The organism is Nocardioides kongjuensis (assembly GCF_013409625.1).
In the GTDB taxonomy this organism is placed as follows: domain Bacteria; phylum Actinomycetota; class Actinomycetes; order Propionibacteriales; family Nocardioidaceae; genus Nocardioides; species Nocardioides kongjuensis.
Genome location: NZ_JACCBF010000001.1, coordinates 2,849,640 through 2,870,644 on the forward strand (window position 1 = coordinate 2,849,640; position 21,005 = coordinate 2,870,644).

General features: G+C 73.1%; 21 protein-coding genes. 6 read left to right on the plus strand and 15 right to left on the minus strand.

Translation table 11 applies throughout. The features are described from left to right. Genes BJ958_RS13655 through BJ958_RS13670 form a run of 4 tightly spaced genes read right to left on the minus strand, consistent with a single transcriptional unit; the run spans position 1 to position 6,138 of the window. A complete protein-coding gene (locus BJ958_RS13655; RefSeq protein WP_343052676.1) occupies positions 1-2,235 on the minus strand; it encodes a xanthine dehydrogenase molybdopterin binding subunit in 2,235 nt (744 codons plus the stop codon). Next, positions 2,232-3,626, minus strand: coding sequence for a xanthine dehydrogenase small subunit (locus tag BJ958_RS13660; RefSeq protein WP_179727330.1), 1,395 nt, complete (start codon positions 3,624-3,626; stop codon positions 2,232-2,234). The genes BJ958_RS13655 and BJ958_RS13660 overlap by 4 nt, the downstream gene beginning before the upstream one ends. A gap of 16 nt (positions 3,627-3,642) precedes the next feature. Beyond that, complete coding sequence (locus tag BJ958_RS13665) at positions 3,643-5,439, minus strand: S15 peptidase family protein (protein ID WP_343052677.1); 1,797 nt, start codon at positions 5,437-5,439, stop codon at positions 3,643-3,645. Between the two features lie 51 nt (positions 5,440-5,490). Beyond that, entirely contained in the window at positions 5,491-6,138 is a 648-nt protein-coding gene (locus BJ958_RS13670) for a LysE family translocator (protein WP_179727331.1), read from the minus strand. Positions 6,139-6,218: 80 nt separating this feature from the next. Here BJ958_RS13670 and BJ958_RS13675 point away from each other — a divergent pair, with 80 nt between their 5' ends. After that, positions 6,219-6,578, plus strand: coding sequence for a hypothetical protein (locus tag BJ958_RS13675; protein WP_179727332.1), 360 nt, complete (start codon positions 6,219-6,221; stop codon positions 6,576-6,578). On the opposite strand, the gene BJ958_RS13680 is transcribed toward BJ958_RS13675, so the two are convergent. Further along, entirely contained in the window at positions 6,570-7,154 is a 585-nt protein-coding gene (locus BJ958_RS13680; protein WP_179727333.1) for a TetR/AcrR family transcriptional regulator, read from the minus strand. The genes BJ958_RS13675 and BJ958_RS13680 overlap by 9 nt on opposite strands. 57 nt (positions 7,155-7,211) lie before the next feature. Between BJ958_RS13680 and BJ958_RS13685 the strand changes: the two genes are divergently transcribed. Then, complete coding sequence (locus BJ958_RS13685; RefSeq protein ID WP_179727334.1) at positions 7,212-7,664, plus strand: SRPBCC family protein; 453 nt, start codon at positions 7,212-7,214, stop codon at positions 7,662-7,664. Here BJ958_RS13685 and BJ958_RS13690 read toward each other — a convergent pair. Continuing rightward, positions 7,642-8,283, minus strand: coding sequence for a maleylpyruvate isomerase family mycothiol-dependent enzyme (locus BJ958_RS13690; RefSeq protein ID WP_179727335.1), 642 nt, complete (start codon positions 8,281-8,283; stop codon positions 7,642-7,644). The genes BJ958_RS13685 and BJ958_RS13690 overlap by 23 nt on opposite strands. A 9-nt stretch (positions 8,284-8,292) precedes the next feature. After that, entirely contained in the window at positions 8,293-9,192 is a 900-nt protein-coding gene (locus BJ958_RS13695; protein WP_179727336.1) for an ArgP/LysG family DNA-binding transcriptional regulator, read from the minus strand. 74 nt (positions 9,193-9,266) lie between these two features. On the opposite strand from BJ958_RS13695, the gene BJ958_RS13700 reads away from it, so the two are divergent. Both BJ958_RS13700 and BJ958_RS13705 read left to right on the plus strand, forming a co-directional pair. Continuing rightward, the gene (locus BJ958_RS13700) at positions 9,267-9,890 is read left to right on the plus strand and encodes a LysE family transporter (protein WP_179727337.1); all 624 of its coding nucleotides are present in this window, start codon (positions 9,267-9,269) and stop codon (positions 9,888-9,890) included. Between the two features lie 51 nt (positions 9,891-9,941). Continuing rightward, entirely contained in the window at positions 9,942-11,123 is a 1,182-nt protein-coding gene (locus BJ958_RS13705) for a PucR family transcriptional regulator (protein ID WP_179727338.1), read from the plus strand. Positions 11,124-11,135: 12 nt separating this feature from the next. Here BJ958_RS13705 and BJ958_RS13710 read toward each other — a convergent pair whose 3' ends face one another. Together BJ958_RS13710 and BJ958_RS13715 are read right to left on the minus strand one after the other, a co-directional pair. Next, the gene (locus BJ958_RS13710) at positions 11,136-11,615 is read right to left on the minus strand and encodes a (2Fe-2S)-binding protein (protein WP_179727339.1); all 480 of its coding nucleotides are present in this window, start codon (positions 11,613-11,615) and stop codon (positions 11,136-11,138) included. 10 nt (positions 11,616-11,625) lie between these two features. Next, complete coding sequence (locus BJ958_RS13715) at positions 11,626-13,983, minus strand: molybdopterin cofactor-binding domain-containing protein (protein ID WP_179727340.1); 2,358 nt, start codon at positions 13,981-13,983, stop codon at positions 11,626-11,628. A 160-nt stretch (positions 13,984-14,143) separates the two neighbouring features. On the opposite strand from BJ958_RS13715, the gene BJ958_RS13720 reads away from it, so the two are divergent. Further along, complete coding sequence (locus BJ958_RS13720; RefSeq protein ID WP_179727341.1) at positions 14,144-14,359, plus strand: hypothetical protein; 216 nt, start codon at positions 14,144-14,146, stop codon at positions 14,357-14,359. A gap of 15 nt (positions 14,360-14,374) precedes the next feature. On the opposite strand, the gene BJ958_RS13725 is transcribed toward BJ958_RS13720, so the two are convergent. The 3 genes from BJ958_RS13725 to BJ958_RS13735 form a co-directional block, all read right to left on the minus strand. Next, positions 14,375-15,202 carry an alpha/beta hydrolase gene (locus tag BJ958_RS13725; protein WP_179727342.1) on the minus strand — a complete coding sequence of 276 codons (828 nt, stop codon included), beginning with the start codon at positions 15,200-15,202 and terminating at the stop codon, positions 14,375-14,377. Between the two features lie 39 nt (positions 15,203-15,241). Beyond that, positions 15,242-16,660 carry a DUF222 domain-containing protein gene (locus BJ958_RS13730; protein WP_179727343.1) on the minus strand — a complete coding sequence of 473 codons (1,419 nt, stop codon included), beginning with the start codon at positions 16,658-16,660 and terminating at the stop codon, positions 15,242-15,244. Positions 16,661-16,922: 262 nt separating this feature from the next. Then, entirely contained in the window at positions 16,923-17,561 is a 639-nt protein-coding gene (locus tag BJ958_RS13735; RefSeq protein WP_179727344.1) for a VOC family protein, read from the minus strand. 32 nt (positions 17,562-17,593) lie between these two features. Between BJ958_RS13735 and BJ958_RS13740 the strand changes: the two genes are divergently transcribed. Then, positions 17,594-18,238 (plus strand): dihydrofolate reductase family protein, encoded by a 645-nt coding sequence (locus tag BJ958_RS13740; RefSeq protein WP_179727345.1) that lies wholly within the window; start codon positions 17,594-17,596, stop codon positions 18,236-18,238. A 9-nt stretch (positions 18,239-18,247) separates the two neighbouring features. On the opposite strand, the gene BJ958_RS13745 is transcribed toward BJ958_RS13740, so the two are convergent. The 3 genes from BJ958_RS13745 to BJ958_RS13755 form a co-directional block, all read right to left on the minus strand. Then, on the minus strand, positions 18,248-19,171 hold the full coding sequence (locus BJ958_RS13745; RefSeq protein ID WP_179727346.1) for an EamA family transporter: 924 nt from the start codon (positions 19,169-19,171) through the stop codon (positions 18,248-18,250). 148 nt (positions 19,172-19,319) lie between these two features. Further along, positions 19,320-19,901, minus strand: a complete 582-nt coding sequence (locus tag BJ958_RS13750) for a DUF5994 family protein (protein WP_343052678.1) — start codon at positions 19,899-19,901, stop codon at positions 19,320-19,322. A 172-nt stretch (positions 19,902-20,073) separates the two neighbouring features. Beyond that, positions 20,074-20,754 carry a response regulator transcription factor gene (locus BJ958_RS13755; RefSeq protein WP_179727348.1) on the minus strand — a complete coding sequence of 227 codons (681 nt, stop codon included), beginning with the start codon at positions 20,752-20,754 and terminating at the stop codon, positions 20,074-20,076. Positions 20,755-21,005 lie beyond the last annotated feature (251 nt).

The window sequence follows — 21,005 nt, forward strand, 5'->3', positions numbered from 1 at the left end:
TCAGCCCCTGACCCGCTCGATCGCCCACCAGACCGCCTCGGGCGTCGCGGGCGAGGCGAGCTCCACGCTGACGCCGGGCGGCCCGAACGCGGCGACCGCGTCGCGCAGCGCCTCGCGCACCGAGAAGGCCAGCATCAGCGGCGGCTCGCCGACCGCCTTGGAGCCGTACACCACGCCGTCCTCGGTGGCCCGCTCGAGGAACGCGACCCGGAGGTCGGCGGGGAGCTCGGACAGGCTCGGCAGCTTGTACGTCGACGCCGACTGGGTCGCGAGCCGGCCCCGCGCCGGGCCGTCCGAGCTGTCCCAGCGCAGGTCCTCGAGGGTCAGCCAGCCGACGCCCTGCAGGAAGCCGCCCTCGACCTGCCCCAGGTCGACCAGCGGCGAGAGGCTGTCGCCGACGTCGTGGACGATGTCGACCCGGCGGACGACGTAGGCACCGGTGAAGCCGTCGACCTCGACCTCGGCCGCGGCGACGCCGTAGGCGAAGTACTTGAACGGGTGGCCGGTCATCGTGGTCGCGTCCCAGGACAGGCCCTCGGTGCGGTAGAAGCCCGCGGCCCAGAGCTGGATCCGGTCGAGGTACGCCGTGCGCACGACCTCGTCCCAGCCCGCCTCCGCACCCAGCCGGTCCCGCACGGGGACCAGCCGCGCCAGGATCTGGTCGCACGCGTCCTTGACCGCCGCTCCGTTGAGGTCGGCCCCCGAGCTTGCCGCCGTGGCGGAGGTGTTGGGCACCTTGTCGGTGCGGGTGGGCGCGAGCCGGACCCGCTCGATCGGCAGGCCGAGCGCGGTGGCCGCGACCTGCAGCATCTTCGTGTGCAGCCCCTGGCCCATCTCGGTGCCGCCGTGGTTGATCAGCACCGAGCCGTCCTTGTAGACGTGCACCAGCGCGCCGGCCTGGTTGAAGGAGGTGAAGTTGAAGGAGATCCCGAACTTGACCGGCGTGATCGCCAGGCCCCGCTTGGCATGGGGGCTACCGGTGTTGTGGCGCTCGATCTCCTTGCGTCGCACGGCGTACTCGCCGGTGTCGAGGACCTGCTGCCAGGCCCGGTCGAGGCGCTCGGGGTGCCGCACCGGCTGGCCGTAGGGCGTCGCCTGGCCCTCGACGTAGAAGTTGCGGCGGCGCAGCTCCTCGGGTGCCAGGCCGAGCAGGGGCGCGCAGCGACCGAGGGCGTCCTCGATGACGAGCATCCCCTGCGGCCCGCCGAACCCGCGAAACGCGGTCTGGGACGTGGTGTGGGTGCGGGCGACCCGGCCGGCGACCCGGACGTGCGGGATCCAGTACGCGTTGTCCACGTGGCACAGTGCCCGCGACAGGACGGGTTCGGAGAGGTCGAGGCTCCAGCCGCCGTCGGAGGTGAGGGTCGCGTCGAGCGCCTGCAGGCGGCCGTCGTCGTCGAACCCGATCCGCCAGGTCGCGTGGAAGCCGTGCCGCTTGCCGCTCATCGTCATGTCCTGCTGGCGGGTGAGCCGCACCCGCACCGGTCGGCCGGTGAGGGTGGCGCCGAGGGCCGCGACGGCGGCGTACCCGTGGGGCTGCATCTCCTTGCCACCGAACCCGCCGCCCATCCGCAGGCACTGGACGCTCACCTGGTGGCTGGCAATGCCGAGCACGTGGGCGACGATCTCCTGGGTCTCGGTGGGGTGCTGGGTGCTGCACGACACGTTCACCTGGCCGTCGTCGTCGACCTGCGCGAAGGACGCGTGCGTCTCGAGGTAGAAGTGCTCCTGCCCGGCGAGCTCGGTCACGCCCTCGAAGACCCGCGTGCTCCGGGCGAACCCGGCCTCGACGTCGCCGCGCTCCATCGTCGGGCGTGCACCCTGGAAGGAGTCGGCGGCGATGGCGTCGGCGACCGTGACGAGGGACGGGAGCGGCTCGTAGTCGACGGCCACCGCGAGCGCGCCGAGACGTGCGGCCTCGAACGTCTCGCCCAGCACCCACGCCACCGACTGGCCGTGGAACATCACCTCGTCGGGGAACAGCGGCTCGTCGTGCTTGGTGCCGGAGTCGTTGACGCCGGGGACGTCGGCAGCGGTCAGGACCCGCACCACGCCCTCGATCCGGTACGCCGGCGCGGGGTCGAGCCGGGTCACCCGGGCGTGGGCGTGGGGCGCCTGGACCGGGTGCGCGTGCAGGACGCCGGGCGCGCGGAGCGCGAGGTCGTCGGTGTAGAGCGCGCGTCCGGTGACGTGCAGGGCGGCGGCCTCGTGGTGGCGCGCCTCGCCGACGCTCACGACAGCGCTCCCTGCGCGAGCAGTCGCGGGAGCGCCTGGCCGAGCATCGCCCGCCGGTAGGCGGCACTCGCCCGGTGGTCGTCGAGCGGTGTGCCCGCCGCGGCCAGGACCTCCGCGGCGGGGGCGATGCCCTCCGGCGTCCAGGCGGCGCCGACCAGCGCCTCCTCGGCGGCGGTCGCGCGGATCGGGGTGGCAGCCACTCCCCCGAGCCCGATCGCCGCCCTGCGGACGACACCGTCGACGAGGTCGATCGCGAACGCGACCGCCACCGAGGAGATGTCGTCGAAGCGGCGCTTGGCGATCTTGTGGAACGCGGTGGTGGTGGCGAGCGGCAGCGGGACCCGGACCCTCGCGATCAGCTCGCCGGGCTGCCGGACCGACTGCCGGTAGCCGGTGAAGAAGGCGGCGAGCGGGACCGCTCGCTCGCCCTCCGGACCGACGAGGACGAGCTCGGCGTCGAGCGCGAGCAGCGCGGGCGGCAGGTCGCCGATCGGCGAGCCGGTGCCGAGGTTGCCCCCGAAGGTCGCGCCGTTGCGGATCAGCCGGGAGGCGAACTGCGGGAACACCGCGTCCAGCAAGGGGATCCGCCCCTCGAGCCGCCGCTCGACCTCGCTGAGCGTGAGTGCCGCGCCGATCTCGATCACCCCGTCGGCGACACGCAGGTCGCGCAGCGCCTCGAGCCGGTCGATCGCGACCAGCAGGGCGGGGCGGGAGCCGCGCAGGTTGGCCTCGACGCCGAGGTCGGTCGAGCCCGCGATCGCGACCGCACCCGGCTCGGCGAGGAGGGCCAGTGCCTCGGCGAGGGTCGCCGGACGGACCCAGCCCGGCACCGAGTGCGGCGGCACGCTGGGCGGGGCGGTCGTCGTACGCACGGCGAGGGGGTCGTCGGCGACCGGCGGCCCGAGCGCCTCGGCGGCATCGACGATCGGCCGGTAGCCGGTGCACCGGCACAGGTTGCCGGACAGGGCGTGGTGGTCGAAGGAGGTGCGGCCCGGGCGGTAGAACTCGGCGGCCATGCTGCAGACGAAGCCGGGCGTGCAGTAGCCGCACTGGGACCCACCGCGGACCGCCATCTCGTGCTGGACGGGGTGCAGCGTGTCCGGCGTACCGAGTCCCTCCGCGGTGACGACCTCCTGGCCGGCGAGGGCGGCGGCCGGGACCAGGCAGGCGTTGATCGCCGTCCACTCGGTCGCCGCGTCGGTCCCCGGGCGGGCGACCAGCACGGCGCACGCCCCGCACTCCCCCTCGGCGCAGCCCTCCTTGGCGCCGGTGAGCCCGAGGCCGCGCAGCCAGTCGAGCGCGGTGAGCGGCGGCTGGGCGCCGACCAGCGCCCGGGCGGCTCCGTTGACGGTGACGGCGGCGCCCGGCCCAGCGGCCGGATCCGTGCTCATCACGGTCAACGTTAGGTCATGGCACCACCGGGAGGGTGAGGGTTTGCGCGCTTCCGGAGGCGATGGTGACCGGGGTGGTGAGGGCGCCGCCTCGGTAGTTGACCGAGCCGCCCGCGACGACCAGCCGCAGCCGGTGGCCCGGCGCGAACTCGTGCACGATGGCCGGCAGCTGGACGGTGAAGGGGCGGGTGACGTCGGGGACGCGGACCGGCGCCTCGAGGCCGTTGATCAACCGGGCGGTGCCGTCGGGCGCGACGTCGGCGACCTTGACGAACACGACCAGCTCGCCGGCCGGGCCGAGCAGCTGGGTGAGCGCTGCCGTCGGTGCGCTGACCTGCAGGCGGACGGTGGGCGAGCCCGCGACCCGCAGCGGTGCGGCGAGGGCCGGGGTGGACCAGGCGGCGGAGGTGCCGGGCAGGTCGGTGACCAGCGACGGGACCGGGCCGAGCACGCTGCCGAGCACGTCCATCTCGTCCAGCCGGGTCGGCAGGCCGGCCCCGGGGGTGAGGAAGGACTGGGCGCCGGGGGCGTCGGGGGTGGCGCCGGTGACCAGGTCGCCCGCGCCGGAGAGCCGCCACGTGCGCGCCGTTCCGACGGGGAAGGTCGACGCGGAGGCGTACGCCGGCGCGGCGCTGCCGCTGTAGTCGACCCAGTCGCGGAAGTAGGCGAACTCCGGGCCCGTGCTGACCGAGTGGCGGTCCTTGAGGTAGCGCTCGAACCAGTCGAGCACCCGGCCGCTGACGTAGCCCGAGGCCGGGTCGGACCAGCTCACCTCGCCGGGCGCACCGTCACCGGAGTGGCCGCCGAGCTGCCAGATCATCTTGGTCTCGGTGCCCTGGTCCTGCAGCGCCCGGTAGGTCGCGGCTGCCTCGTTGAGGTTGAACAGCGTGTCCCGCTCTCCCTGGACCAGCAGCGTCGGGGCCGTGATCTGCGAGAGGTACGACGCCACCGACCGCCCGCGCAGCTTCGCGACGTCGCCCGGCTGCAGGTATCCGGTCGCGCCGGCCGTGACCAGCGCCGGGCAGACGAAGTCGGCGAAGTTCGGGCAGGGCAGCAGGTCCGGTGGCACCTGCTGGTTCTGCAGGTCGCCGGTGACGCCGATCGCCGAGAAGCCCAGCGCCCACACCAGCTTGGCCGCCCCCGGCACCGAGGTCGAGACGCCCGTCGTCTGGGCGGTGTTGTTGGGACCGAGGCTGTAGCTGAGGTCGTTCCAGGTGATCACCGGGACCAGCGCGTCGACGCGGTGGTCGATGGAGGCGACCGCGAACTGGAACCCGCCGCCGTAGGAGCCGCCGAAGGTGCCGACCCGCGGGTCCCCGGGCCCGTCGAGCTCGACGGCACTCTGCACGGGCGCCGGCTGGGTGTGCGCCGCGTCGAGGTAGGCGATCCGGTCCGCGCCGGCGAGATAGCTGACGAGCTGGCTGGCCGCCTTGCCGTCGTACGCCGGGTCGTCCAGCGTGATCTTGCAGCTCGAGCCGCCGAACCCGAGGCCGGAGTAGGACAGCACGGCGTACCCACGCGAGGCGAGCGCCGCCCCGAGCGCTGCCTGGTCGTCCTTGGAGCCGCCGAAGCCGTTGGTGGTGAGCACGGCGGGCACCGGGTCGTCGCTGCTGGCGCCCGTGGGGACGTAGACGTCGCCGACGACGTCGCAGACCTGGTTGCCGGCGGGGCCGACGAGCACCTTGAAGTGCAGCGTGGTCGTGGTGAACGGCTCGGCGGCCGCAGCGGCGCCTCCCGGGGCGACGAGCGCCGTGCCGAGGCCGGTGGCGAGCGAGGTGAGCAGGGCGAGCCGGAGCAGTGTGACGCGCTTCACATGGAGGAAACGACGTCCCGCTCGCTCTCGTTACGGCGCCCCGCGTCCGGTCTAGTGGCTCTCGGCGGTCGCCAGCGTGATCCCGAGGCCGACCATCATCACGCCGCCGGCGGCGCCGAGGGAGTCGAGGCGCTTGGGCTTGCGCGCGAACCAGTCCCGCGCTCGGGCGGCGAGCAGTGCCCAGCAGCCGTCGGAGCAGACCGCCATCGCGCCGAACAGCAGGCCGAGCAGCACCAGCTGCGGCGCGGCGGGGGCCCCGGCGTCGATGAACTGCGGGAGGAAGGCGACGAAGAAGACGATCGTCTTCGGGTTGGTCGCGCCGACGACCAGGCCGGTCCGCACCGAGGCGAGCCCGCTCGTGGACTCCGGGGTGGCGCCGATGCCGACGGCCTCGAGCGCGGCCCGGGCGTTGGCTCGGTGCAGGATCGCGCGCACGCCGAGGTAGACGACGTATGCCGCACCGGCGAGCTTGAGCAGCGTGAACGCCGCCGCCGACGCCGCGACGACGGCACCGAGGCCGACCGCGACGAGCACGACCTGGGCGACCAGCCCGAGTGCGTTGCCCACCACCGACAAGAGCGCGTCGCGGCGCCCGACCGTGAGCGCACGGCCGATGGTGAACAGCAGGCTCGGCCCCGGGACCTGGATGAACAGGAACGAGGCGATCGCGAAGGCGGCGAGCTGGCTGGTGGACGGCATGCCCGCCAGTATCCGCCCGCGGTCCGGGTCCGCGCGAGCCGATTCCTCAGCCGGACGGCCGGGACGCCGATGGGAGGGAGATGGAGGCAGAGGACGACCGGCCGGACTGCCCGTCGTGGTGCGTGACCACGGCGGCGGAGCACGCCGAGGACGACCCGGGCACGTGGCTGCACGAGGGCCCGCGGTTCGGGCTGCTGCGGACCTGGTGGCTGGAGGGCGCGACGTCCGGTCCGGCCTTCAGCGCGACGTTGTCCGAGCCCGATGACGCCCCGGAGGGCAGCGAGGAGCTCAGCGCCGACGACCTGCGCCAGCTGGCCACCGACGCGCTCGACGCCGCGATGTGGCTGGACCGGCAGGCGCGGACCTCGCGGGCCGAGCACGGCGTCTCCGTGGTGGAGCTGGTGCGCCGTGCGCACCAGGGCTCGACCCGCTCAGCCTGAGCCGACCACCGCCAGGGCGAGCCGGCGGGCGGTCTCGAGCGCACTGTCGTCGCCGAACAGCTGGCGCCGGGTGTTGGCGGCGACCAGGTAGGCGTCGATCCGGAACGCACCCTCGACCGGGTCCGCCACCCCCGCGACCAGGAGCTCGCCCTCGAGCAGGTCGAGCCACTCCCGCTTGAGCGCCCGCACCGCGTCGGCGACCGGGCCGTCGCGGCGGCCGTACTCGGCCGAGGTCGCCGCCACGAAGCACCCGCCGGGGAAGACCCCGGCCCGCTGGTAGTCGACCCACGCGTCGAGCAGGGCGGCCAGCCGGTCCCGCCCGGGTGCCGCTCCCCAGACCGGTGCGACCACCGTCTCGACGTACACCCGGCGGGCCTCGGCGACCGCCGCGACCTGGATCGCCTCGCGGGTGCTGAAGACGGTGAGGATGCCGCTCTTGCTCAGCCCGGTCGCCGTCGCGAGGCCACCGACCGAGATCGAGTCGAGGCCGTGGGTGGTGGCGATGTCGGCCGCGCAGCGCGCCGCCCGGCGCCGGGTCGCGTCGCCCCGGGCTCGTCGTCCGTCGGTGCCGGTCACGGGAAAACTATACGACCGACTGGACGCAAAGTTGGATCGCGGCTACGGTCCGAGGCCATGGACCAGCTCGAGGACTCGATCGGGATCGAGGCGCCGCCGGCGACGGTGTGGGCCCTCGTCAGTGACGTACGCCGGATGGCCGAGTGGAGCCCGCAGGTCACCTCCACCCGGATCAAGGACGGCGCGGAGCCCGGTGAGGGCGTCGCGTTCACCAACCGCAACCAGCACGGCGAGCTGGAGTGGACCACCCACGCCCGGATCGTGCGCTTCGAGCCGGAGCAGGAGATCGCGTTCCGGGTCGAGGAGAACTGGGCCGTGTGGTCCTTCCACCTCGCGCCGTCGGACACCGGCACCGTGCTCACGCAGCGTCGCGCCACCCCCGACGGCATCTCCGAGCTCTCCCGCGAGCTGACCGAGGGATTCCTGGGCGGCATGGAGGCGTTCACCGCGTCGCTGCGCGACGGGATGCGCCAGACGCTGACCGGGATCAAGGCGACCGCGGAGGCCTGAACCGCTCCCGCAGCGTCGACACCCCGGGCCCGCTGAGGTCGTCGAGGACCACCGTCCTGCCGGCCGAGACGAGCAGCAGGTCGAGCGCGCGCCCCTCGACCCGCGGCCCCTCACCGTGGACCAGGTCGGTGTCGGTCGCGACCAGCCTCAGCCCGGCGAGGGTGCGCCGCGTGCCGCCCATCGACTCGGAGGTGCGGACCTGCCAGCCGAAGGCATCGGCGACGGCGCCCGCGTCGTAGGCCCGGGTGATGCCGAGCGGGCGGCGTACGTCCTCGCCGTGCACGATCTCCTCGACCACCCGGGTCACCCGCGGGGCCGGGGGCGAGCGGCGCAGGTCGGCGACCGCACGCCAGCGCGCCAGCGTCTGCGCGGGCGTGGCGCCGCGCTCGCGGTCAACACCGTCCTGGTTCTGCCGGTCGAAGTCGAAGCGGGCTCGCGCCATGGTCAGCACGAACCGCGGCACCGACGTCCTCGCGACATCGACGAGGTGGGCCAGCACGTCGTGCACGCTCCACCCCGCGCACAGCGATGGCTCCTCCCACCGCTCGGGCGTCAGCGGCTCCAGGTCGGCGAGCAGGGCGAGGCGCTCCTGGCGGACGAACGGCCACACATCGGTCATGGCTCCTTCCTAACGCCGCCCGCCGACACCGCCCGCCGACACCGGCCGCAGTGCCCGCGCCGCCCTCCGCACGTCGTCGGTGAGCGCGGCCAGGGCCGGGCTGTCGAGGCGCCACCGCTGCCAGAAGAGCGGTACGACGACCGGTCGGGCTCCGGGGAGCCGGACCACCTCCTCGGCGGCCCGGCTCTCGGCGAGCTGCGGGTCCAGCAGCATCCCCCAGCCGAGACCGAGCCGGATCGCCTCGTGGAAGTCGGCCGTGCTCGGCACCCGGTGAACCACCGGCGGACGGCCGGCGCCGTGCGCGGCGAGCAGGTCGTCCTGGAGGTGGTCCTTCTCGTTGTAGACCACCAGCGGCATCGCCGCCCAGTCGATCCCGCGACCGCGACGGTGCCGTTCGACCAGCCACGGCGCGGCGGCTGGGGTGTACCTGATCCCGCCCAGCCGCTCGACCACGCAGCCCTGCACGGGGTGCGGCTCGTCGGTGACGGCGGCGAGCACCTCACCGCGGCGCAGCAGGCCGTCGGAGTAGGCCTGGTCCTCGACGTGCAGCCGCAGCGCGGTGCCGGGTCGCTGGGCGACCGCGGCGAGCACCGGCCGGAACCAGGTCGCCAGCGAGTCCGCGTTGACCGCGACCGCGAGGTCGACGACCTCGTCGCCGCCGAGCGTCGCCGCGGCCTCCGTGGTGAGCAGACGCAGCTGCCGGCCGAGCCGCACGAGCGGCTCCCCCGCCGGCGTGACGGTGGCGGGCGTCGTACGGCGGACGAGGACCTGGCCCGCGGCCTGCTCCAGCGCGCGCACCCGCTGGCTGACCGCGCTGGCCGTGACGTGGAGCCGCCGCGCGGCGGCCTCGAAGGTGCCCTCCTCGGTGATGGCGACGAGGGTCTCGAGCTGGACCGGGTCGAAGCGCATGCCTTAAGCATCGCTCATGTTCGTGTAGGAACATTCGTTGGTCTTCATCGGGTGGACACCCTAGGTTCGACGGCGTGCTCGCCCCTGCCCTCGCCGGCCTGCTGACCACGGCCTCCCTCATCGTCGCGATCGGCGCCCAGAACGCCTATGTCCTGCGGCAGGGCCTGCTCCGCTCCCACGTCGGCGTCGTGGTCGCCATCTGTGCCCTGTCCGACGCGATCCTGATCGCGGCGGGCATCGCCGGCGTCGGCGCCCTCGTCGACGAGACCGGCTGGGCGCTCACCGTGGTGCGGTGGCTGGGCGTCGCCTTCCTGCTCTGGTACGCCGCCGGCTCGCTGCGCCGCGCCGGCCGGCCCGAGTCGCTGGCCGCCGCCAACGGCACGGCGAACGCCGCGGCCGAGTCCCGGCGCAGCGTGGTCACCCGGGTCGTGCTGCTGACCTGGCTCAACCCGCACGTCTACCTCGACACCCTGCTCCTCATCGGCTCCATCGCCACCGCCCACGACGGAGGCGAGCCGGCCGGCCGGTGGTGGTTCGGCGCCGGCGCGGCACTGGCGAGCCTGCTCTGGTTCTGCGGTCTCGGCTTCGGCGCCCGGCTGCTTGCTCCGTTCCTCGCGCGCCCGCGGTCCTGGCAGATGCTGGAGCTGTGCATCGCGGCGACCATGGTGCTGGTCGCGGTGAAGCTCGCCCTCGGCTGAGCCCTGCCCGCACCAACGACGGACCAGCCTCCCTCGGGCTACCGTCGAGGGATGCTCCCGGATCCACCCGTCCCGGACCTGCTCACGACGCCCGAGTTCGACCGCCTGCGCCTCGCGGAGTGGTTCGAGGCCCGCCTCGACGACCTCGCGACCGACGCCACGCGGGCGATCTGGGCCGCGGTGCCGGCGTACCGCACCAGCGGGCTGGAGGAGGAGGTCACCGCCCACTGCCGCCAGATCTTCGCGGTCTTCGCGCGCACGGTCCGCGAGGGCCGCGACCCCGACCTCGCCGACTTCCCGCAGACGACCGGGCACGCGCAGAAGCGGGTGGAGGTCGGCGTACCGCTGGCGGACTTCCTCAAGGCGTTCCGGATCGGGCAGCTGCGGATGTGGGAGAACCTGCAGGCCTACCCCGCCGAGGGCGCCGAGCGGGAGGCGGTCCTGATCACGCTCGTCTCCCACGTGATGCGGACGATCGAGGTCGGCAGCTCCGCCGCGGCGGCGGCGTACCACCAGGCGCAGCAGTACCAGATCGCCGACCTCGAGCGGACCCAGCGCGACACCCTGGAGCGCCTGCTCGACGGCCAGTCGCTGCTCGACCAGCACCGCACGACGCTGGCGCACGTCGGACTCGGCGGCCTCGACCCGGCGTACGTCGCGATCGTGGCGACGCCGGGTGCGGCGGCCCGCCCGGCGTTCGCCGCGCACGCGCCGGGCATGTTCGTCGTACGGCACCACGAGCTGGTCGGACTGCTCCCGCTCGACGCCGACCTCGAGCGGGTCGCCAAGGAGCTGGCCGCCGACGGCATCGACGTGGCGATCGGCACCAGCCTTCCCCACCACGGGTACGAGGCCGCCCCGGACGCCTACCGCGAGGCACTGCTGGCGCACGACACCCTCGAGGGCCGCACCGGTCTGCTCGCGTTCGGGGCGATCTCGCCGCTGAGCTACCTGGTGCGCCGCCCCGACCCGACCGTGCGCAAGCTGGTCCGCCCCGAGGTGCTCGGCTTCTTCACCGACGACCTCGCCGCGGGCGGCGTGTACGCCGACTCGCTGGAGGCGTACGTCGCCCACGACCTCAACGCCAAGGAGGCCGCGCGGGCGCTGCACGTGCACGTCAACACGGTCTACTACCGGCTGGAGCGGATCGCGCTCAAGACGGGCGCCGACCTGCACCGCTTCGAGGACGTGGTGGAGCTGCTGGTCGCCGTGCGCGCGGTCCGGGCGCCCTGACCTCCCCGGACGCTACATGCGCTCGGCACCGGCCCTGATCGCCTCGCGGATCCGGGGGTAGGTGCCGCAGCGGCACACGTTGCGGATCGAGTCGAGGTCGTCCTCGGTGATCGCCCGGTTCTCAGCACGGACCCGGTCGACCAGGGCGACCGCCGCCATGATCTGGCCGGGCTGGCAGTAGCCGCACTGCGCGACGTCGTGGTCCAGCCAGGCGTCCTGCATGGGGTGCAGCCCGTCACCGGGCACGGTGTCGGCGAGCCCCTCGATCGTGGTGATCTCGTCGTCCGGGCCGATCGCGCCGACCGGCACCGCGCACGGGTTGAACGCCTTGCCGTTGATGTGCGACGTACAGGCCTTGCAGACGTTGATCCCGCAGCCGTACTTCGGTCCGGTCACGCCCAGGACGTCGCGCAGGACCCACAGGATCCGGACGTCGTCCTCGACGTCGACCGTCACGGTCTCGCCGTTGAGCTGGAAGGTGTGCTTCGGCATGGCGGGCTCCTCAGGAGACGAAGTCGAGGCCGTTGGTCGGCGATGCGGGGACAGGAGGGACGAACGGCTTCGGCTCGAAGTGCAGCGGGGCGCGGAAGTTGATCGGGAACTCGGTCGGCATGGTCCCGGTGGCCCGCGCGTAGGCGCACGCGACCGCGGCCATCGACGCCGCGACCCCGGCCTCGCCGATCCCGCCGGGCTCCTCGCGATCGGAGTCGAGGACCTCGCAGTGGAAGTCGAACGGCGTGTTCCACTGCCGGGTGTAGGCCGAGTTGTCCCAGCTGGCCTCGAGGAAGTGCCCGTCGACGAGGTGGTTGCCGTAGCTCAGTGCCTGCGCCAGGCCGTCGGAGAAGCCGCCCATCATCTGCGCCTGCACGCCGAGCGGGTTGATCACCAGACCGCAGTCGACGACCATCGTCGCCCTCGTGACCCGCGGCCCGGTGACGGCGTCGCGGACCTTGCGGCCGACCGTCTCGGGTCGGCAGTCGATCTCGACGACCACCGCCGTGGCGCCCTTGTACTCCTTGTGGATCGCGATGCCCTGCGCCGTACCGGCCGGCATCTGCTTGCCCCACTCACCCAGCTCGGCCGCCTTGCGCAGGACGTTCTTCACGATGCCGCTCTTGAGGTACTTCAGCCGGAACGCGACCGGGTCGAGCTTCAGCCTTGCGGCCAGCTGGTCGACGATGAGCTCGTTGGCCGTGCGGACGTCGGGCGAGTAGATGTTGCGCACCGAGCTGGTGTTGAACCGGTCGAAGTCGCGGTTGGACTCGTTGAGCAGCTGGGTGACGACGCCGAAGTTGTAGGGCAGCTCCTGGCTGAGCAGGAAGATCGTCTCGGAGAATCCGAGGTTGGCCAGGCCCGTCGGGAGCGCCGCGACCTCTGCGGTGAGCCGCTCGCCCAGCCCGTGCGTGAAGTCCGTCGACACCGACGTGTGCCGCTGCTCGAAGGAGATGACGCTGCCGAGCAGCACCGTCGCGCGCACGCGCGAGGTCGCCATCGGGTGCACGCGCCCCTGCCGCGGCTCGTCGGCGCGGTGCCACATCAGCTTCACCGGCGCACCGAACGCCTTCGACGCGTGCGCGGCCTCGATCGCGGCGTCGCTGAACAGCTTGCGCCCGAAGGAGCCGCCGCCCTGCACGACGTTGACGCTCACCTTCGCCTGCGGCAGGCCGAGCGCCTTGGCGACCTTGGACTGCGCGTCGATCGGCGACTTCAGCCCGCCCCAGATCGTGGCCGTCCCGTCGCGCACGTCGGCGATCGCACAGTTCGGCTCGAGGGCCGAGCCGCTGCGGAAGTGGAAGACGAAGTCGCCCTCGACCGTGGTCGCCCCCAGCTTGGGCACGGCGAGCGGCAGCTGGGCCGCACGCAGCTCCGTGAGGATGTCGGCCGACGACTTGCCCGCGACCGTGCCGCCCTTCCACTCCACGTCGAGCGCGCGGACCGCGTCGATGCACTGGCCGAAGGTCCTGGCCCGGACCGCGACGCCGGTCGGGATGATCGCGACGTGGGTGACGCCCGGCATCGCCTCGACCGCGGCCCGGTTGCGGATCGCCACCGGCGTGCCGTTCAGGTCAGGGGCGCGGCAGACCATGGTCGGCAGGGCGCCGGGGACGTCCGCGTCGGTGAGGTCCATCGCGAACTTCTTGCGCCCGGTCACTGCGTCGCGGGCGTCGAGGCGACGCTGCGGCGTACCGACGACCTTGTGCTCGGAGAGCGTCTTCAGCTCGACCTCCACCCGCTGCGTGGTGGCCGGCGCGGCGAGCGCAGCAGCGTCGCCGTACGACAGCGAGTTGCCCAGGAGGTCGAAGATGACGCCGCCCTTGACACGCAGCGTCGTGACCAGCGCGCCGAGCTCGATCGCCGCGGCGTCGAGCAGCGCCTTGCGGGCGACGGCGGCGGCGACCCGGATCGGGGTGTAGGTCGAGATGGTCGTGTTGGAGCCGCCGGTGAGCTGGTTGAACAGCAGCTCCTTGCGGGCCGGCGCGAGCGTCACGTGCACGCGCTCGACGGGCAGGTCGAGCTCCTCCGCGATGATCATCGCCGTCGAGGTGGTGATGCCCTGACCGACCTCCATCCGCGGCAGCGCGAAGTGGGCGTCGCCCTGCTCGTCGACGTGGATCGCGATCAGGCCCGAGGTCGGCAGCGTGCAGTGGGTGAGGAAGTCGTTGAGGTCGTAGAGCTCGGGGACCTGCGGCACCGACGGGATCGGCAGCCCGGCCGCCTGCGCGGGCGCGGCACCGAGCGCGAGGTCGGCCGCGACGACGAGCCCGGTGCCGCCCATCACGTAGCCGACGAACGAGCGGCGGCTGAGCCTCCCCGCCCGCTGCCGGCGCTGTCCCTGGTCGGTCGTCTGGTCGTGCGACATGACGGAACGTCTCCCGTTCGTCCGAGGCCGGCGCTGCCCCATGCAGCACCACAACGGGTGGCCTCCTGCACAGTGGCACCCGTCACACCGCCGTGACCATGTGGACCGGTCCAAGGCAGGTTGGAGAGTGCTCCAAGACCGGCCCCAGTAGCCTCGGGGCATGGACCAGGACCGGTACGGCGCCCGCCCGCGCTGGCACAAGCTGCTGCTCGGCCTGCCGCCCGCGATCGCGCTGCTGCTCGTCGGGGGCTACTGGACCCTGCTGTCGTGGGGCGTCATCGGCGACACGAGGTCCGAGACCTTCTCGATCATCGGGCCGATCGTCGCCGGGTTCGGCGTCGCACTCGGCTGGGTCGTCCTGCAGCGCCGCCCCTGACCCCTCCCCCGGAGGTCAGCCGCGGATCCAGGCCGCGACGGTCTCGGCCAACGGCAGCGGCTGGGCGTCGGCGTCGAGGAGCAGGTCGTAGCCGTGACCGGAGTCGGCCGCCTCGAACCGGCTGCCGTCGGGCGCCCGGTCGACGATCGCCCGAGCGCCACTGACCTGGTCCTCGCCCTCGCTGTCGGCCATCGCGACCAGCACCGGCACCGTCAGCGCCCGTCCGCCGTCGACGACCTCGATCCCCTTCCAGTCGACCGGCCCGGACAGGTCCACGGCAGCGTCCACGTCGGGGTTGGTGGCCGCCGTCATCAGCGCGACGCTGCCGCCCATCGAGGCCCCGACGACGACCACCCGGGTCGCGCCGAGGCGGGTGCGAGCCTCGCGCACGGCCACGTCGACGGCGTCCACCTGGCGGGTGCCCCTGCGGTCGCCGCGGCACTTCGCCTCGCCGTACCCGCACAGGTCGATCGCCAGCACCTGGACCCCCGGCTGCGCCACCAGGTCGGCGGCGTAGGCCAACCACCCGCACAGGCCGTTGCCGTCGGTCTGGTGCAGCAGGACGGCGACCGTGCTGCCACTGCCCGCCGTCACCGCGGGGACCCGCCCGACGTCCGGGTCCTTCAGGACCGTCGGCTCGAACCCCGTCCCCGCGACGTCCGCCGGCTGCGGGCCGCAGCGGCCGAGCGGGCCGTCGAGGGCCTGCCACGGCGCCTCGGTGGGCGTCGTCCCCGCCCGGGTCGGATTGCTGCTCGGCGCGGCGCCCGGCTCGTCGCTGCTGCCTCCGCAGCCGGCGAGCGCGAACGCGAGGATGGTCATCACTGCCCCGATGCGTGACTTCATCGGGACATTGTCGACCCTCTCAACGCGTATGTCCGTCGCTCAGGCGGCGTAGTCGGTGGCGAGCACGACTGCCTGTTCCTCGAGGACGTGGTACTCGGCTCGGGTGATGGTGGTCGTGCCGCTGCCGGTGACGAGGCGGTGGAGGCCGTGGGGTGTGCCCCAGACCCAGCGGTCGGGTCCGAGCTGCAGGACGGTGTAGCCGAGGTGGGTCTTGGCTCGGTGGTGGTGTCGCGACAACGGGGTGTCGTTGTGGTCACCGGTCTGGCCGGGCGGACCGTTCCTGTCGTACGGGACTGTGTGGTCGTGGTCGGGTGCCCGGCCGTTTCTCGTGAAGAGTCCGGTGGCGTGGGGGAACACGTCCCCGATGGCGCGGAGCTCGGTGCGCTTCTTGACGTCGGTGGGGTGCTCGTAGCCGTTGACCGAGCGGCCGTTGTGGAGGTCGACGACGGGGGTGACGGTGATGATGGCGTTGCAGCGGAGCAGGCCGCGGACCTGGTCGAGCAGTCGCGGGCCGATCCCTTCGACCCGAGCGAGGGGGCCGAGGGTGCCGTCGGACTGCTGGGCGACGTGGACGACGATCTCGGCAGCCGGGGTGTTGGTGGGTTCGGTCCCGGTGCCCTCGACTTCTTCCTCGTCGATTCCGTGGAGGAAGGCGAGGACGGCGGCGGGGTCGGCGAGCATCGCGAAGGCCTCGGCCCGCCAGTGGTCCATCCCCAGCGGCTCCTCGCCGTCGACGGGCGTGGGGGCGTGTTCGGCCAGCGCGGTGGCGAGGTGCTCGACCATGGCGGCGTGCTCGATCGCGTCGGCCTCGGCGAGACGGGCGAACACCGTTGCGACCCCGGCAGTGTTACCGGTGCCGTCGGTGTCGTCGACCTGTGCACCGGGGCGGGGTTTCGGGTACCAGACGCCCTTGGCCTTCTGGTTGTCGCTGATCCGCTTCGCGTGGGCGACCGGGTCGGCCTCGATGATCTTGGCTTCGGCGATCGTGAGGATCCGTGAGGGTGCCTCGTCCAGTGCGGCGGCGACCGCGTCGTCGACGATCCGGGCCTGGTGGCGGTCGAGCTTGCGGGACCAGCGGGCGACCTTGCGGGCCACCCACACCTCGCACCGCCCGGCACGGACGCCGGCCCAGACCTTCGGGAGGCGGTGGCGCAGGTCGAACGCGTCGGCCAGGGCGTTGCGGGTGGTCAGCACGCCCTCGTGGCGGGCGATCGCGATCTCGACCAACGCCAGGTCCTGGACCTCCGGCGTCCCGTCCCCACCGAGGGTGATCAACCGCGGACCGCCGAACCTGACCGGTACGGCACCGGGCTCGGCCCGCGGGTCTCCGGAGTGGAGATCGGCCCAGGCGAGCAGCAGCTCGAGCTGTCGCACCTCGGCCGCGCGACGGTCTCGGACACCGTCTTCGGAAGCGTGGAGCAGTTGCTCCGGGGTGGCTTCCGAAAGGTCCGAGATCATGGCTCCATTCTAGTCGAACACGCGTTCGAACGAAATGCCCTTGCGGTGGGTTTCGCCTGTTTTCTAGCGGTTTTTCGAGGCTGCGGCCGGTGGTCGCGTGGCGGTCGGTGCGCGACCCCTCGACCTTCCTGGGGAACCGCAACCCGACCGCGGAACCTGCCTCCTACGCACCTCTCTCGTCACTGCGCCTTTGAAGGCTGTGCCCGCTACGCGACCGCAGCCCGCGGACGGTTCGCAAGGAGGGTCCCGGTGGATTCGAGGCTCATCGATGGCGTCGGAGGTGTGGCGTGATCAGCGCGGTCCGCACCGACATCCCGAGATCGCGGTGCCGCAGCGTCGTGATCCGCCGCCCCGGCTGGACGGCGTCCTTCACCTGGCCGGTCCGCGCGCCCAGCAGGCTTGCCGTCGCGTCGATGTCGCTCACCACATGGGTCAGTCCCCACAAGCTGGACGGTCCCTCGTTCGCGGTGTCCGGCGCCCCGATCACCTCGAGGATCACCTCACCGAGCCGGAAGAACACCTGCCGCACGGGGGCACCGTCGATGGCGCCCTCCCGCTCCCGCCGTACGTCGAGACCGACGGCCTCCAGCGCGGCCCTGGTCCGCGCGAGGTCGGGCGAGAGCAGCACGACGTGGTCGAGGTGGGTCACCCCGTTGGGGTGGGTGGCGGGCTCGGACGGCGGCGTCGTCGATGCCGCGGTCGGGACACCGTCGAGGTCGGTCGTGCCTGCCGGCACGCCGCCCAGCTCCCACCCGACGATGCCCTTGCCACGCTCCCGCCCGACGAGCCGGATCCGCACCGCGCCGACCCGGCAGCCGCCGTCGTCGTCCACCGCGAACCCAGCCTCCCGCCAGGCCTCCGGCGGGTCGGCCACGAGGAGGTCGGTGAGGGTGATGGTCACGTGCGGGATGGTCGCATGCGTACGCTGACGCCATGGCAGTCCGGGTCGACCTCAACATCTCCCTCGACGGCTTCGCGACGACGACGGACCAGACGCCCGAGAACCCGTTCGGCGACGACTGGCCCCGGCTGACGGGCGCGTACGCCGCGACCCGGACGTTCCGCGAGCGGGTGCTGCACGACACCTCGGGCGCGGGCACCACGGGCGTCGACGACAGGTACGCCGAGGCGTACTTCGCCGAGCTCGGCGCGGAGATCATGGGCGCCGGGATGTTCGGCCTGCACAACTTCCCCGACGACCCCGACTGGCGCGGCTGGTGGGGCGACGAGCCGCCGTTCCACGTCCCGGTCTTCGTGCTGACCCACGGCGTCCCCCGGCCCTCGATCGAGATGGCCGGCGGCACTACGTTCCACTTCCTCTCGGCGACGCCTCGTGAGGCGCTCGACCGGGCGCTCGAGGCGGCCGACGGCAAGGACGTGCGGATCGGTGGCGGCGCCAGCGTGGTCCGCGACTTCCTCGCCGCCGGGCTGGTCGACCAGCTCCACGTGGCGATCGCGCCGATCCTGCTCGGTCGCGGCATCCGGCTCTGGGACGACCTGCGGGGACTCGAGGCGGGCTACGAGGTCGTCACCGAGACGGCCGAGAGCGGCACGATCCACCTCACGTTCCGCCGGTAGGTTCCCCGCTCAGGCCGGCTCGAGCGCCGGGTCCTCGGCCTGCTTGGGGGGTCGCTCGACGGTGATCACGACCGCGACGGCGGCCACGATCACCAGGCCGCCGACGAGCACGGCCGCCGTGATCGGCTCGTCGAGCAGGGCCCAGCCGAGGAGGACCGCGACGACCGGGTTGACGTAGGCGTAGGTGGCGACCAGGCCGATCGGCGCGTTGGAGAGCAGCCACACGTAGGCGCTGAAGCCGACCATCGAGCCGATCACGACGAGGTACAGCCACGCGAGCCAGGTCCGGGCGTCGTACGCGAACGGCGTGGGCGACTCCCCCACGGCCAGGCCCAGCGCCACCATCATCACGCCGCCCGTCCACATCTCGTGGACCGCGAGCACGAACGGGTCCTTCGGCAGGGTGAGACGCGGCTGCACCCAGGAGCCGAACGCCCAGAACCCGCTCGCCGCCAGCACGAACGCGGCGCCGACGAGTGGTACGTCGCCCTGGCTGCGGCCGCCCAGGACCAGCCACGCGAGCCCGACGAAGCCCAGCACCACACCCAGCACGGACCACCCACGCGCCCGGTCACCGCTCGCGAACCGGTAGGCCACCACCCACAGCGGCACCGCGGCGACCAGCAGCGCCGCGACTCCGCTCGGCGCGCCCTTGCTCTCCCCGATCGCCACCAGGCCGTTGCCCAGCAGGGGCAGCATCAGCCCGAGAAGGGCTGCGCCGAGGAGCTCGGCGCGGCTGACGCGCACGTCGACGCCACGCAGCCGCAGCACCACGCCGAGGAGCAGCCCGGCGGCCGCGAACCGCGCACCCATCCCCGTCAGGGGCGGCACGTCCTCGACGACCACCCGGATGCCGAGGTACGTCGAGCCCCACACGACGTAGACGATCGCGAGGGCCGTCGCGACCATCCCGAGACGTGCCTGCCTGTTCATCGCACTCCTGCCTGCTCACCGCCGATCCTGACGGTGACAACAGCACGCGCGCCACGGGATATTGCGCGGCCGCGCTGATTGGCAGGGGGTCGACGGAGAGTGGCAGTTCCTCGATGCCGGACCTACGCCGGGGACCCGACCACGAACCTCATCGCTCGCCGGCCGCGGCGCCGGCGCGGAACGACGGGGCCGAGCGCCCCTCGCCCCACCAGTGCCCGCCGTCGTCCTCCCAGTGGTCGGCCGGATCGATGTCGCGGTGCTCGGCCACCACGGACAGCAGATCGCCGGCGGTGTGGGAGTTGCCGGGCGTCGCGGCAGCCAGGAGGGCCTCGGCGCCCTGGTCGTCACTGAACGACGGCGGCACGACGAGCACGTGGAGCACCGTGCGGTCGGAGGTCTTCAGGTCGATGAGGTGCGTGTCGTCGCGCGGGAAGGACCCCACCTTGACGTACCGACCGGCGACGGGCACCTGCCGCGGCGCGGGATCCCAGTCGGGCGGGGAGAACAGGGCGCGCACGATGTGACCGCACTGCGACGGGAAGTGGTCGACGAGGTCGGCCAGCTCCACCGCGAGGTCGCGGCTCTGCGGCCACCAGCCGCCGTCGAGCCGATCGGCTCCCATGGTCCGGCCCATGCGGAGCCGGAGCGGCTGGCGAACGGGCTGCGGTGCCGGGGATCGGCCCTCCGGGAGGTCCGGGGCGGGAAGGACGGGTGTGCCTGGCGTCGTCATGACGGCCACCTCTCGACCGGTCCGGGTGTCCGGATGGAGGCCTCTGGGCGACCAGTCACCTTCCACACTAGCCCCGCGCGCCCAAACCGGCGCCCCACGACCACCGCGCCGCAGCTGACGCAGGAGCCCCTGCCCACGGGGTACGTCGGAGGGGCGGCTTCGCGCGGGTCGCTCAGCCCCGCGGACAGTGCCAGCCGACCTTGTGGGCGGCGCCGACCGCCGCCAGCTGCGAGGTCAGCTCCAGCTTGGCGAGGATCGTCTTGACCTGGGTGCGGACGGTTGCCTCGGAGACGACACCCGCGCGGGCGATGTCGCGCACCTGCATCCCCCGCATCAACGCCCCGAGGATCTCCATCTCGCGACGCGTCAGGTGCTCCAGTCGGCTGGCGATGTCACGATTCTCGGCCCGGTGCCGGGACGCCACCTCCATCAACACGGTGCGCTCCTCGACCGACATCAGGGCCAGACCGTCACGCGCCCGCCGGACGGTGCTCGACAGCGCGGTCAACGACGACGACTTCAGCAGGACTGCGCGCGCACCCCGGTGCAGGCACTCGCCCCACTCGGGACGACTGAGGCTCCCGGTGAGGACGACGACCAGCGCACCCGACGCTGCGAGCGGTGCCACCAGCCGGGTCCCGTCACCGACCCGGCCCAGGCACAGGTCCAGCAGCACCAGACGTGGGACGGTGCGCAGCGTCGCCGACAGCACCGTGGCAAGCGTCGTGCGAGGGTCCGTGAGGTCGATGCGCCGAACCGCGTACCCCTGGTGCTCCAGCGTCAACGCCACCGATTCGGCGAACAGCGCGTGGTCGTCGACGATCGCGATGCGCATCCGCGGCGCAGCATTCATGGAGCCCACCGGTCCTGACGGTCGTGAGATCGACCTCGGCTCTGGCGCGCCCTCGGTGCGGGCGACCCGAGACCCGGTCGCGACCGACGAGAATGCTGCGGCTCGAAGACTTGACCCCTGTGACGGTCCTCTGGCCACACGGCGCTGTCAACCCCGACGGCCCCCGCACCCGCTCAGCACTCGCGCGGGTTTCGAGATCGACCGCGTTGCCCCACGACTGGTCCGCTCCTGCGGGGGTAGTAGGGGGGCAG